The 14,028-nt window shown below is 38.5% G+C and carries 15 protein-coding genes; 10 read left to right on the top strand and 5 right to left on the bottom strand.

Annotated features, from left to right (window positions below; translation table 11 throughout):
• Nucleotides 1–19: 19 nt before the first annotated feature.
• The 4 genes from rbfA to OGI71_RS17345 are packed head-to-tail and all read left to right on the top strand — an operon-like array spanning nt 20 to nt 2,806.
• A complete protein-coding gene (rbfA, locus tag OGI71_RS17330; RefSeq protein ID WP_120261670.1) occupies nt 20–394 on the top strand; it encodes a 30S ribosome-binding factor RbfA in 375 nt (124 codons plus the stop codon).
• 30 nt (nt 395–424) lie between these two features.
• Nucleotides 425–1,081, top strand: a complete 657-nt coding sequence (gene aat, locus OGI71_RS17335) for a leucyl/phenylalanyl-tRNA--protein transferase (RefSeq protein ID WP_282250539.1) — start codon at nt 425–427, stop codon at nt 1,079–1,081.
• Nucleotides 1,065–2,153, top strand: a complete 1,089-nt coding sequence (locus OGI71_RS17340; protein WP_282250541.1) for an aminotransferase class V-fold PLP-dependent enzyme — start codon at nt 1,065–1,067, stop codon at nt 2,151–2,153. The genes aat and OGI71_RS17340 overlap by 17 nt, the downstream gene beginning before the upstream one ends.
• 2 nt (nt 2,154–2,155) lie before the next feature.
• Nucleotides 2,156–2,806 (top strand): hypothetical protein, encoded by a 651-nt coding sequence (locus OGI71_RS17345; RefSeq protein WP_282250543.1) that lies wholly within the window; start codon nt 2,156–2,158, stop codon nt 2,804–2,806.
• 35 nt (nt 2,807–2,841) lie between these two features.
• Here OGI71_RS17345 and OGI71_RS17350 read toward each other — a convergent pair whose 3' ends face one another.
• Nucleotides 2,842–3,180, bottom strand: a complete 339-nt coding sequence (locus tag OGI71_RS17350; protein ID WP_282250544.1) for a hypothetical protein — start codon at nt 3,178–3,180, stop codon at nt 2,842–2,844.
• Nucleotides 3,181–3,490: 310 nt separating this feature from the next.
• Here OGI71_RS17350 and OGI71_RS17355 point away from each other — a divergent pair, with 310 nt between their 5' ends.
• The 5 genes from OGI71_RS17355 to hemL all read left to right on the top strand — a co-directional run bounded on the left by OGI71_RS17355 (nt 3,491) and on the right by hemL (nt 10,288).
• Nucleotides 3,491–4,333 (top strand): hypothetical protein, encoded by an 843-nt coding sequence (locus tag OGI71_RS17355; RefSeq protein ID WP_282250545.1) that lies wholly within the window; start codon nt 3,491–3,493, stop codon nt 4,331–4,333.
• A gap of 219 nt (nt 4,334–4,552) precedes the next feature.
• Nucleotides 4,553–5,794, top strand: a complete 1,242-nt coding sequence (gene hemA / locus OGI71_RS17360; protein WP_282250547.1) for a glutamyl-tRNA reductase — start codon at nt 4,553–4,555, stop codon at nt 5,792–5,794.
• A 245-nt stretch (nt 5,795–6,039) separates the two neighbouring features.
• The gene (gene hemC / locus OGI71_RS17365; protein ID WP_282250549.1) at nt 6,040–7,626 is read left to right on the top strand and encodes a hydroxymethylbilane synthase; all 1,587 of its coding nucleotides are present in this window, start codon (nt 6,040–6,042) and stop codon (nt 7,624–7,626) included.
• Between the two features lie 104 nt (nt 7,627–7,730).
• Complete coding sequence (gene hemB / locus OGI71_RS17370; RefSeq protein WP_282250551.1) at nt 7,731–8,699, top strand: porphobilinogen synthase; 969 nt, start codon at nt 7,731–7,733, stop codon at nt 8,697–8,699.
• A 278-nt stretch (nt 8,700–8,977) separates the two neighbouring features.
• Nucleotides 8,978–10,288 carry a glutamate-1-semialdehyde 2,1-aminomutase gene (gene hemL / locus OGI71_RS17375; protein ID WP_282250553.1) on the top strand — a complete coding sequence of 437 codons (1,311 nt, stop codon included), beginning with the start codon at nt 8,978–8,980 and terminating at the stop codon, nt 10,286–10,288.
• A gap of 86 nt (nt 10,289–10,374) precedes the next feature.
• Here hemL and OGI71_RS17380 read toward each other — a convergent pair whose 3' ends face one another.
• The 4 genes from OGI71_RS17380 to OGI71_RS17395 are packed head-to-tail and all read right to left on the bottom strand — an operon-like array spanning nt 10,375 to nt 12,730.
• Nucleotides 10,375–10,953, bottom strand: a complete 579-nt coding sequence (locus OGI71_RS17380) for a DUF4252 domain-containing protein (RefSeq protein WP_282250555.1) — start codon at nt 10,951–10,953, stop codon at nt 10,375–10,377.
• A 5-nt stretch (nt 10,954–10,958) separates the two neighbouring features.
• Nucleotides 10,959–11,480, bottom strand: a complete 522-nt coding sequence (locus OGI71_RS17385) for a DUF4252 domain-containing protein (protein WP_120261681.1) — start codon at nt 11,478–11,480, stop codon at nt 10,959–10,961.
• A 6-nt stretch (nt 11,481–11,486) separates the two neighbouring features.
• Nucleotides 11,487–12,176 (bottom strand): hypothetical protein, encoded by a 690-nt coding sequence (locus OGI71_RS17390; protein ID WP_282250557.1) that lies wholly within the window; start codon nt 12,174–12,176, stop codon nt 11,487–11,489.
• Nucleotides 12,177–12,214: 38 nt separating this feature from the next.
• On the bottom strand, nt 12,215–12,730 hold the full coding sequence (locus tag OGI71_RS17395) for a sigma-70 family RNA polymerase sigma factor (RefSeq protein ID WP_282250559.1): 516 nt from the start codon (nt 12,728–12,730) through the stop codon (nt 12,215–12,217).
• Nucleotides 12,731–13,111: 381 nt separating this feature from the next.
• Between OGI71_RS17395 and OGI71_RS17400 the strand changes: the two genes are divergently transcribed.
• On the top strand, nt 13,112–13,948 hold the full coding sequence (locus OGI71_RS17400) for a hypothetical protein (protein ID WP_282250561.1): 837 nt from the start codon (nt 13,112–13,114) through the stop codon (nt 13,946–13,948).
• Nucleotides 13,949–14,028 lie beyond the last annotated feature (80 nt).

Here is a 14,028-nt window from a genome sequence, read left to right on the forward strand (position 1 = left end):
TCAACATAAAACGTATACGATGGGAACAGAAAGCAAGAGACAGCAACGTTTTGCTGGGGTCATTCAACAGGATTTAGCAGCATTATTTCAACGCGATGGCAAGGCATGGGCTCCAGGGGCATTCATTACGGTTACACGTGTTCGAGTTACTCCCGATCTAGCTATCGCACGTGTTTATTTAAGCTTTCTAAACACGAAGACTGCACAGGAAGATATTAAAGCTATTCGTACCAAAACATCTGAGATACGCTATAAGTTGGGATCAAAAATTAAAAACCAGGTAAAAATTGTCCCTCAATTGGACTTTTTCCTTGATGACACCAATGAATATGTGGAGCACATGGACAAATTATTTGAAGAAATAAGTAAAGAGCCACGCCAACCAGAAGAATAATGTACCTTAAACTGGCTGATCTAAGAATCAATGATATTTGAACTGGATAGCAAAAAGCTGGATTTTCCACATCCGAGCTACGCCGAAAAAGATGGCCTATTGGCCATCGGAGGTGACCTTTCGGCTGAACGGCTATTATTAGCTTATAGCAATGGTATTTTTCCTTGGTTTAGTGATGATAGTCCAATATTATGGTATGCACCTAATCCACGGTTCGTTATTTATCCATCCAAGATAAAGATCAGTAAAAGTATGGCTTCCTGTATACGGAAGAATACATTTTCGATCTCCATAGACCAAAACTTCAATGAAGTCATTAAGTCCTGTTCTTCGATCAATAGAAAGGATCAGGATGGAACATGGATCACAGAAGACATGATCAGGGCCTATACAGCCCTATATACCATGGGCTATGCCCATTCTGTTGAAGTGTGGCAAGAGGGGCTACTTGTAGGCGGACTTTATGGCGTTCTGATCGATGGTGTATTTTGCGGTGAAAGCATGTTTTCCAAAGTACCAAATGCATCCAAAGCTGCATTGATCTATCTAGCACAGGAAATAGACCTACAGTTGATTGACTGCCAATTTCATACCATCCATTTGGAGAGTATGGGCGGTGAATACCTTCCCTTATCAGATTATTTAGCAATACTAACAAAAGATCCAAGATATGAACAGTCCCTATAGCAAACATTTTGATATTGACACAGCGATAACTTACTTGACTACACCTGGCTCAGGTCTACTTTCACGTGAAACAAAGCAATGGCGTGCGCAACGGGATCAAGAATTCCATGATTCGAACACAACACTTCGTGAACAACAGGGTGCGGCATTGGATTCCTGCCGAAATACACTTGGACAATTCTTCAATTGCTCCGGGAACAACGTGTTTCTGTCAAGCTGCTTTTCTTTTGCATTCAACGCATTGTTAGCGGGCCTACCTAAACATTATAAGGTTCTGCTTTTGGATAATGATTATCCTTCGGTAAATTTCCCAACAATAATAACTGGGTTTGAGCACAGTTTCGTCACTATGGACGAACAGCTTGAGGCTAATATATTGGATGCTATAGCTACCTTTAAGCCAGATGTACTTATTCTATCAATTGTTCAGTATATCTCTGGTTTAAAAATAGACCTTTCTTTTATACAGGAATTAAAACATCAGCATCCTGAATTGCTAATTATTGGTGATGGTACACAATTTTTAGGAACAGATTTATTTGATTTTAATACTTCAGGCTTCGACGCCGTGCTAAGTAGCGGATATAAATGGCTTATGGCTGGATTCGGAAATGGTTTTATTCTATTAAACGATCAGCTTAAAGAAATCCTCTATGCTGACGTACAAAAAAACTACAGTTATCTCAACAATCAATGGATGAATAAATCTGTTGTTCAACTTTGCTTTGAACCGGGGCATTTGGACACCTTAGCTCATGGAACCCTGCAACAGTCTCTGATGCAGTTTGAACAATGGGGTTATGCTGAAACCGTTTCATACACACAAGATCTGTTGGCGCAAGCAAGGGTTGAACTGGCCAATAGAGGGCTACTACTTGATAGCATTATCAATAGACGTCCACAAAGCAATATCTTCAATATACAGATTAATCCAAACAATTTTCAACTCCTGATAGATGAGGGTATAAGATGTTTTCCTCGCGGTACTGGCATTCGTGTTGGATTCCACCTCTACAATGACCATGCAGATCTTGAAAAGCTATTACATATTATAGATACAAAAATAAATTAACCATGAAATTTAGAATAGGCGACTTAGTCAGGTTCGTTGATGAGCCCATTGAAGGGCATATCACTTCCATGCAAGCCAACAATATTGTAGGAGTAACGGATGAAACAGGATTCGAAATTCCTGTTCCTATGGACAAGATAACCCTCGTTTTTGGAAATATGCGCCGAGCGGATGATGAGCTTGATCAACATGCAACTCCATTGACCCCAAACCGATTTATCGAAAAAGGGATTTTACTGGCCATTTCCGGAGATCACAAAGATGGATTAGCCAAGTTGCATATCATCAATGAGACAAGTTATGAACTCCTCGTATCGGTTTCTGAAGCTACAGCGAATAAAGTGAAAGGACTTTTTAGCAATAAAATACCACCACATGATTTCATCCAGTTCTATACAGGAAACTTTGCCAATGTGGGTAAATGGCCAACATTCCGTTTTCAAATCATTAGACATAGCAGCAGTTTGCAGGAACTTACTAATCCGATCAATAAGGAACAACGTGTGCGTCCTGTGGACCTGACTAATCCAAAGGTGCTTCATGAAATTTTGGATGAAAAAATCTGGTCTTATGAACTGGACAAAATCGAAGAGGATTTAGGACTAGATAAACTAAAGACACATTTTATACCGCATCGTCCAAACAAAAAATAAGCTAGATAATTTATCTAGCTTATTTTTTTAATGCATTACTCATTTGTTGACCCAATCTTCTTTGTGCTCAACAATAACAGTAGGATCCCGATTAAATAGACTATCCAGCCCCAACGCATATGGAGTGATTTGGAAAGCAGTTTGTCCGCAAAACCCCAGTCAAAATAGTTGTTGATTTTAAACCATACCGCAGAAACACTTAATAGATACCAACATGCTGCCAATCTGGTCATCCATTGATAGGCGCGAACCGCACGAACAAAAAATAACAATGCTGTTATTCCCAAAATCAGCATAGTGATAAAAAATAAATAGGCGTCCACCTGATAAAGGTTCCAGTTACCTTTGATAGGAACTTTTAAAAATGGAGTCATACTGGACAAAAAACAAATGATAAGTCCAACAATGGCAAAATACTTCCTAATGATGACCATGGTTCAAATTACTTTAAAATTGACACGAATATAAGTTGAATATTGTCACTTATATAACTTGTCTTCAATTTTCTGAAAAATTAATCTATTTTTAAAACGAAATTCTCGTACAGAATTCCGAACATGGAGCTATACCTCAAAAAACAACAGTAATGCAAGCAAAATTGATTGCATAATAACTGGGTTAGAAGAGTATCTGAAAGGAATTCCTACCTGAAAGTTTATTTAAAATTAAACCCGGATATTGAACATGAAAAGAGCATTTGAAGAAACTGCAGCGGAACAGTCACCACTGCCAAAATCAAAGAAAAAAATATATATTATTATTGGAATTGTCTTGCTATTGGCCATACTTGCCGGCGGAGGATATTACAATTTTGTCCAGCGGCAAGACCTTGATGCCATACCTGTAGATAGTGCAGCAACAGCCGTGGACGGATTTGAGAATGCAGATCCAAAAGATCTCGAAGAGGCTGATGGTTGGAGCTCCATTGATGACTACGTCCATTGGAACAATGCCATCTTTACAATCCCTGAATATGACAATATTCCATTACGTTACCGCAGAGGCATTACAAAAATCTTTATGGGGAATAGCTACCTTGAACCTTCTGGTGATAAACCCATCTATAAATTTACCCGTATAAAGGATCGTGCAAAATCGGTATTCTGTTACGGTAATTTTACTGATCGTCATGACGCGGACAATTGGAACAAAGAAATGGCATTTCTTGTGGAAAAAAATGACTATCAAAGCAGTGCGATCTGGATTATATCAGCAAAAGGAGATATCTTGTTTTGGAAAGAATATTCCAGTGAACTTCCTTTGATCAATAGTTTTAAAAAAGGACAGAAGATTTTTATGGATGAGATGAAATTAGTTCCCGCTCCGGCCGATGGAATTATTGTTAAAAATAAAAGTTCTAAATATGCTTTGATTTACAATAAAGGAACAAAAACTTTTGATACCTATTATCAGTATAGTGACAGTGAAATTCAAGAAGCAACCACTTCTGAAGAGGGCCCTTATATGGAGGAATTGGAAGATATAACGGTAGACTCAGTGCAAACAGATACTGCCACTAATAACTAGTTTTACAACTTCATTTGGCTGAGATTTTCATCACGCTTATAGGTGATGAAAATCATCTAATCGAAAAACAAAATATAACAAGCTAAAATACAGTTAATTAAAAACAAAAAACATCTATTTAAAATCTTTCTAAATTAATCCCTTTGACAGATTTTTGACACAAGCACAAAGCATTTAAGCTACATTTGTACCGTTAAATATAAGCGAGGGATTAGAGCTTTGAAAAATCTTAAAGTATTAGCGTTTACTCATAAACATGTCGAATTAAAAGATCTAGGTAATCTAGTGATCTGCAATGAGGATTTAGAAAGTCGCCTCATTAGCCTAAAACACAGCCTAGATATTCCGGAGATCTTTTACATTGGTACTTGTAACCGAGTAGAGTTTGTATTTTATGGAGCTCACGAATTGACCAACGAATTTATTGCGGAGTTTATGGGAAAATTGAATTTCTGTGTTCCGCAAGAGCGACTTCAATGTTATTTGGGTCAGGTCAACAAATATGAAGGAATGGATGCCTTACATCATTTACTTCGTATGTCCTGCTCACTTGAAAGCCTTGTTGTTGGCGAAAAAGAAATTTTGGCGCAGGTACGTAGAGCTTATGATCGCTGTAGAGAAGCCGGTTTTACGGGTGATTTCCTTCGTCTAATGATGGACAGACTGGTAAAGACAGCAAAAGAAGTTTATACCTATACTAAAATTTCCAGAAACCCGATTTCTGTTGTCTCCCTTGCCTACCGCAAACTTCGCGAATTAAAGTTAATTGAAAACCCTAGAATCGTCATTATCGGATCAGGGGAAACAAACCAAAACTTAGCGAAATATTTCCAAAAAAATCAAAAAGCCAAATTTGTCGTTTTTAATCGCACACTTGAAAACGCAAATGCATTAGCTGAGGAGTTAAATGCTGAGGCTTATCCGCTTGCTTGCATTGGCGAATACAAAGAAGGTTTTGATATTCTGATTACATGTACCGGTGCTCCCACATCAATTATTGATAATACCTTGTACCAATCACTATTAAATGGTGAAACCGACAAGAAAATTATCATTGATTTAGCTGTTCCAAATGATATTGATGCCGAAGTTGTCAAAAATCACCCGATTCATTACATCGAAGTCAGTAGTCTACAAGCTATTGCGGAGAAAAATATCCAGGAACGTTATAATGAGTTGGATAGTGCAGAAAAAATCATCCAAGACAATATTCAGGAATTCTTACCACTCATCAAACAGAGACGCGTAGAGGTTGCCATGCGTGAAGTTCCTGAAAAAATTAAAGAAATCAAATCATTTGCTTTAAACGAGGTCTTTGCACAAGAAGTACAGGCATTGACACCTGAAGCAAGAGAAGTATTGGAAAAAGTCATCAACTATATGGAAAAGAAATACATCAAAGTTCCAATGGTAATGGCGAAAGAGATTTTGGTTAAAACACCTGAGACCGAGAAAAACTAATTGCAATCATATCCCTGCAATCATTTCCTGGCAAAATATATGTGTTACTTTCTTAACATGCGACCAACACTGGTGTTCGTATGCGGTTTCCTTTTTGTCATAGCCCTACCTCTATTCTAGTTTTCGGTTTATCAATCATTTCCTTTTAGATAATGACAGTAACGTGTCAACATATTCCACCTATTTATTTATTTTTGCTTCGATAAATGGTATTAAACACATTTTAATAGGTAAAGTAAAATAACGTGAATAGAAAACTAATTATTGGCACCCGGGGAAGTGTTCTTGCAATGTGGCAGGCAAATTTTGTGAAAGACCGACTACAGGAAATCGGTATCGAAGCAGAGTTAAAAGTCATCAAAACTCAAGGTGATATTATTCAGCACCTCCGTCTGGATAAATTGGAAGGTAAAGGATTTTTCACCAAAGAACTTGAGGAAGAACTTTTAAACGGGACCATTGATTTAGCTGTACACTCACACAAAGATTTACCTACAATCAATCCGCCGGGATTGATTATTGCCGCCGTTTCTGAACGGGAGGATCCTTCCGAATTATTGATTATCCACAAGGATTGTGTAGATATCAAGAAGCGTCTATCCCTAAAACATAACGCAACTGTCGGAACATCTTCCAACCGTAGAAAAGCACAAATATCAGCTTTACGTCCAGACCTGGAATTCGATGATCTAAGAGGTAACCTCCAGACAAGAATGCAGAAGCTGCGGGACGAACAATACGATGCGATTGTGCTGGCAAAAGCCGGTATCAGCCGTATCGAAATGGATATCACAGATTTTCATGTCGAAGAAATTCCACCAGTAGAAATTATCCCAGCTCCAGCACAGGGTGTATTAGCGATTCAGATCCGTGAAGTCGATAAAGAACTCTTTGCTGCATTGCAACCACTAAATAACAATGAGGTCGCTACAACCATCGCTGTAGAACGTTTGGTATTGAACAAATTTGACGCTGGATGTCATGCACCACTCGGATGTTATTGCCGAAAAAGTGGTGATGAGTACGAAGCTTGGGCTTCCATTGCCGATACAAGTGAAGACTTTCCTGACCGTGTATACTTGAGAGATACTGATCCAACCAGACTGGCTGAGCGCATTTTCAGTAAGTACGCAAAAGATCGTAAGTTGCCGCAATCTGTCTTTATTTCCAGGGAGGTAGACGAAAATTCCTACTTCGCCCGTGCGATGGCCAAACATAATATCACTATCGAAGGCCGTTCATTGATCAAAATATTTCCGATCATCAATAAGTTGGATCCTTTTATCTTAAAACATGTCGATTGGATCATATTTTCAAGTAAGAACGGGATTGAGCATTTCTTCAATCTGGAGCCGCGGTTAAGTAAAAAGACCAAAATAGGCGTTATCGGCCGTGGTTCGGAAGAAATACTACGTAAGTACGATCGTGTAGCGGATTTTTCCGGTGACAGCGAAGGTATTAACATGGATGAAATCGCCAAGAAATTTGCCGAATTGGCAAATGGTGGAACGGTACTTATCCCGCGCGCAAAGGAATCGCTTGAGACTATTCAGAAAGCATTAAGCCCAGAGACTAAAATCATTAATATCCCAGTCTATGAGACTGTATTGGAAGAGGACGTCGATCCATCCAATGCAGAAGTACTGGTATTTACAAGCCCTAGTAATGTAGAGGCTTATTTTGCGGACAATCTTTTAGAACCGGGACAAAAAGTCATCTGCATCGGTCGTTCAACCGGAGCCAAGTTTGATGAGATGAATGTTCCTTATACACTTCCCTATTCACCAGACGAAATTGGTCTCTCAGAGGCTGTTTTTGGCCTGGAATATTAAATGGTATTGGGAATTTAGTATTGCGTATTAAGCGTTGGCAAACGGAATTACTGCCTTGCAATTGAACAACACTGGATCACTAGATAATAAATAAATTAAATATAATGTTACAACGTCCGAGAAGAAATCGTAAATCTGCCGTGATTCGCGACATGATTCAAGAGACACGTTTAGACGCGTCAAATTTGATTTTTCCACTTTTTATTGTAGATGGCCAAAATCAAAAAACCGAGGTTAAATCAATGCCGGGTATCTACCGCTATTCAATAGATAACTTATTGAAAGAAGTGGAGAGCTGCCTCAAATTAGGCTTACGTTCATTTGACCTATTTCCCAATATCGAAGAATCATTGAAGGACAAATACGCGACGGAGAGTTACCGTGACGGAAGTTTGTATTTACGCGCTATTGCAGCAGTAAAGCAAAATTTCCCCGAAGCCTGTATTGTTACGGATGTAGCGATGGATCCTTACAGCAGCGATGGTCATGATGGGATTGTCGAAAATGGCGAGATCCTAAACGACGAAACATTGGAAGTATTGGGCAAGATGGCACTCGCACATGCGCAGTCCGGTGCAGATATTATCGCACCATCCGATATGATGGACGGACGTATCGGGTATATTCGTGAGCTATTAGACCATAATGGTTTCACAAACGTGTCTTTAATGTCGTATACGGCGAAGTATGCATCAGCATATTATGGCCCTTTCAGAGATGCCTTGGGTTCTGCTCCTAAACATGGGGACAAGAAAACGTATCAGATGAACCCAGCAAATGCAAAGGAAGCACTTATCGAGGCCCAGTTAGATGCACAAGAAGGTGCGGATTTTCTAATGGTTAAACCAGGTCTTCCTTATTTAGATATTGTGAAACTTCTCGCTGATAATTTTGATCTCCCAATCGCGGTGTATAATGTCAGTGGTGAGTATGCCATGTTAAAAGCTGCCATTCAAAATGGTTGGTTGGATGAACGTGTGATCCTGGAAACGTTATTAAGTTTCAGACGTGCGGGCGCAACAGCAATTTTATCCTACCACGCCAAAGAAGTTCTGGAAAAAGGTTTTATTTAGGCAAATAAGATCGGGGATTCGCTCTAAAAACAACGAATTGCTCAAAGACAAAAGTAAATATTAAAAAAGGTTCGAAATTAAGTTTTCGGACCTTTTTTGGTCAAATAAACGCAGCAAACGAGATCACTTTATTTATCAATAAACAAGAAATACTATTGCGAAAAAAAGAGGATACCCTGACCTTTAAATAAGGAATATCACTGAATTCTTGATTCCTTACGTTTCCATGAGACTTATCTTCGCAAAAAAAGATAACTTCGCATTCAAATATAATGACTATGCAAGCACCTGATATTTCAAGAGCAAAATCTGCTGAATTATTTGAAAAAGCAAAACAATATTTCCCCGGCGGTGTGAATTCTCCGGTTCGGGCTTTTAAATCCGTATTTGGCACCCCATTATTTATAGAACGAGGTGACAAAGCACGTCTTTGGGATGCCGATGGCAATGAGTTCATCGATTTCTGCTGTTCGTGGGGTCCTTTGATTTTGGGACACAATAATGATCAAGTTCGCGAGGCCGTTGCAGCACAATTAGGTAAAGGATTGAGTTTTGGTGCACCTACTGCTCTGGAAAATCAACTCGCCGAATTAATTATTGAAAAAAATAAATATATCGAGAAAATCCGCTTCGTCAGTTCAGGAACCGAGGCTGTGATGTCCGCAATCCGCTTGGCAAGAGGATATACCAAACGCGATAAGATTATCAAATTTGACGGATGTTACCATGGTCATTCGGATTCGCTTTTAGTGAAGGCTGGTTCTGGATTGGTTACTTTCGGAGAAACTTCTTCGGCAGGCGTTCCCAAAGCTTTTGCAGAGGAAACGATCGTCATCGAATTAAATGACAAAGACGCGCTGAGAGCTGCTTTTACAGAATTTAAAGATCAGATTGCTGCAGTGATCATTGAAGGTATTCCAGCCAACAATGGTCTATTAATGCAATCCAAAGAATACATGCATTTCCTGCGTGATATCACAAAAGAAAATGGGAGTATGCTAATCATGGATGAGGTCATCACCGGATTCCGGATCGGTTTTGAAGGAGCCTCTGCTTACTACGAAATACAGCCAGATATTATTACCTATGGCAAGATCATAGGCGGTGGTATGCCAGTGGGAGCCTATGGAGCATCCAAAGAGCTTATGGCATGTATATCACCTGACGGTGCCGTTTATCAAGCTGGTACCTTGTCAGGGAATCCTGTGGCCATGGCAGCAGGTATTGCAGCCCTGACTATTTTGGCGCAAGATGATTTCTACACAAACTTAAATGCGAAAACTGCGGCATTCGTTCAAGATCTTCGTGATTATATCGCTGAAAAAGGCTATCAAGTACAATTATTCCATGTTGCCTCTATCTTCTGGTTTGCATTTACTGAGCAAGAAGATATCAAGAAAGCAAGTGAAATTGATCACGCTTCCATGGAATCATACAAAATCATGCACCGCGAACTCCTGAATAGAGGGATTTACTTCGGTCCTTCGGGCTATGAAGTTGGTTTTGTTTCTGCTGCGCATACTGACGCGGATTTAAATACCGCCAAGAAGCATATTTTCGATGCCTTGGACATCGTCTTTCATTCATAAAAAAAAGTATAATACAACAATGCCCCAAAAACTAAAATAGTTTTTGGGGCATTTATATGCTGTTTAATCAAGAATCTCTGTCTGAACTAAAGTTCCTGTTGAATTACAGTATGGGTATCAGCCAACTTTGTGGCGAGCTTTTTATCCTTTGATTTTATCTTATTCAATCCCTGAACAAGTTCATCCAGTGAAAACTTACCTTTTATATCCATAAATACACTTTCATCTCCTTCGTCATGTACCAATAGCGAAACCCGGCTGATCACATTATCTTTATCAATACGTGCATTAATCGATATTTCCTCCCCTTCACTGTTGATCACCAGTAGCTCCTCAAATTTGTTCTTCTTTAAAAACTTATGGTAATCTTCCAATATCAACATATTCTTTTCGCGATCATTGTTTGATAATGTCATCATCCTGAATTTTTTCAACTTTTTGACGATGCCCGCCATGACCTGTGCATCCTCGTCGTTCTCATCCTGCAATGCCTTTTTGATAAATGGTTTTGTCAACCACATCGGCAAATTAATGGCAACGATCTCTGCATTATTCGAAACATTGGATCCCCTAACAAAATCCATGTTGGAGCCTTTTTTGATGATACAGGATTGCAATGAAAATAGCACTCCAATAAGGCATAACAATGTTAGTAATCTTTTCATAATATCTACTTTTTATTGTTATTCTGTTTGTCCTTACTCACTTTGTTGTTTCCTTCATTGACCAAGTTAGTCACGTCTTTCAAAGGTATCGCCCCATCAAGAATCATAAATAAATTTTGCCCATCCCCATTTATTGTGAGCAACAAATTGTTTAGGATATCTGCATTCGCAGACATATTCTCCACCATGAATCGAATATCTTGACCTTCACTGTTGAGCGACATAAGTTCCTCGTATTTTAAATTTGAAACCGCACCACGAATGATACCTGTCAAGTCCTTATCTTCGCCATCTTCTACAATTAACATACGTAAAGATTTAACATTCTTGAGTAGTGGCGTAATCGTTTCCATATCCTCATCATCAATTTTTAAGTTCCCCAACAATTTGAACATAGGGGCTCCAATTTTAAGCGTCGTTACTCCTTTTTTCCCTTGATATTGCTCGAAAAGTTTATCTAACTTGGAAATCTGTGCGTTTGCCATACTTGCTACAAGTAATAGGCAAGCTATTAATAATCCTTTCATACTATTTTAGTTAATCGATATTGACATTTGTTTTATATTCATTGCTTTATCTACACCATTTTCCAGATTATTCGCCAGTAATCCCAATGAGCGGAGCGTCAGTTCTACAGCCTCCTCTTCGTTGGCAACAGGTTTACCGTTTAATACAACATAATCCGCTTGATAGCCTTCCTCCATTTGTTGTAAAGATTGCACAACCTTCTTCTTTTTCGCTATCATTCTCTTTGATGGTATGCGCTGATTGAAACGCGTCGAAGTATTTGCCGTGAGCATTGCACTTCGTTTCCTGTCTCTGCTTGTTACGGTCTCTACATCCGAATGAGCTGTTGCTTCATTGTTTTCCGCTACCTCCTTCGTCGAAGGTCTTTGAGGTTCTTTGATCTCTTTATTAGCAAGTACCGACGGCTCTATTGCTGGCTCTTGATTCAAATAAAAGGTCAATCCCATAACCGCCAGGAGAATTGCCGCAGCAGCATATTTTATCCAGATATTATCTCGCCATCTGATTATTTTCTTATCTGCTTTGACTTGATTTTCAAAATCCTCAAACGACCAGTCCATTTTCACATTCTTTTCCTGATCTAATAGCTGAAAGAACAGTTCATCCGATTTTTTCAGTTCTCTTTCTTCCTCCGATGACGACTTACCATCAAAGTATTTATCTTTCAATTCCTCTAATCTTCTGTTTTTCATCATTACAAATTTGAGTTTCACTGTTATTGAAGCTATTGGATCTATTTTTTATTTGAATAAATCCGGAAGCTTTCATAATCAAATAATTTTGTCAACTGCTCCTTTACCTTCTGTCTGGCCCGCATCAGATTAACTCTAACAGTAGACTCCCCCATTTCCAATACTTCACCGATCTCATCTATATCATAATCCTCCACATCGCGTAGGTGCATCACAAGACGCTGTTTATCAGGCAGCGAGTTAATCATTTCCAGAATTATTTCCTTCGTATTTTCAACAGAATTTTCTGTTGTTGAAATAATCTGATGCTGTTCAGCAAAATCTGTACGGACCTTATCTCTTTTAATCCGGTTCAATGCCTCATTTTTAACACTCTGCATGCAAAATGCCTCCAAATTCTTATATTGATACAATTTATCTTTCCCCTGCCACAGACGCATCATCACATTTTGAACCGCATCAAATGCCTCATCGTCATCAACCAAGATCCGTTTCGCAAAGCGAAATAGCTTATCCTTATGGACGAAAACGGTATTCTTAAATTGCTCTTGGTTCATTTTAGTATTTAGTATTGAGATGTTAGATTTGAGATTTTGATCGTACAAACCTTCAGCTTACCTAATTTTTCTTTATCCGTTTTAAATACGCACTATATCATTTCCTTTACCATTTTTGCATTCTATATAAGCAAGACATCTCAAGCTTCCTATTTATTACATCTAATATGAATATTTTTTTAAAATATTTATTTGTTCAAATAATAGGTTCCGATTGTTCTGGGCTGTTACGTATTTTCAAGAACGATTAAACAAGTTTTATTCCAGTTGAATATAACATATTCCGATAATCAAATTGTTGTTTTACCATTATTACAAACAAAAGATCCCGTACAATTGTTATTTAAGATGCTGAGTGTTAAAAATTTAAACAAAAATATCATGAAATACTACAGAATTACAGGCATTACCGCCGCATTAACTTTATTAATCGGGGCTATTGGATGTAATAATTCAACCAAAAAGGGCACCGACCATACAGATTCAATGGGCAATGCCGATACCAGTATTGCAAAGAAAATGGATTCCATTTCCGTTAGTCCGATTGCAGATTCGAAACAATTTCCAGGAGCGAATCTCGGAATTGCTTCGATAACCGCTGAAAAAGTAGGTACAGACTCCGCAAAAGTTACCGTGAAATATAATGTTAGCAACTTTAAGCTTACTGAAATGACAGCGGATGAACATGCAGCTCATATGGCAAACTCGCATGATGGACAGCATATCCACTTTATTTTGGACAATAAACCATATACTGCCTTATATAAACCGGAACACAGTGTTACTTTAGCTTTAAATTCAGAACATTATCTCCTATCGTTTTTGTCGCGGTCTTATCACGAATCCATTAAAACAGCTGAGGCCTCAAAATTGATTAAATTCAAGATAGATGCAACGGGTAAATTGACACAGGAGCCGACACCTAAAGAAGCATCCTTATTCTATTCTCGTCCAAAAGGAGAATACAAAGGTGATGAAACCAAAAATGTCCTTTTAGATTTCTATCTGGTCAACACAAGTATTGCTCCGGACGGTAACAAGATTAGTGCGGATATTAACGGTCAAACTTTTACTTTGGACAAATGGGGTCCCTATGAGATTAAGGGTTTACCTATGGGGAATAACAAAGTAAAATTAACCTTGGTAGATAAAGAGGGAAATGCCGTTACTGGCGATAATGTATCGGTAGAACGAGATATTAAACTCTCCGAAAAATAGTCATTTAAAAGTAATCGCCTGATATTAAAATATCAGGCGATTACTTTTTGTAACAGTCCATTACAGAATCATTGTATTAC

The sequence above is a fragment of the Sphingobacterium sp. ML3W genome (assembly GCF_029542085.1).
Classification (GTDB): Bacteria; Bacteroidota; Bacteroidia; order Sphingobacteriales; family Sphingobacteriaceae; genus Sphingobacterium.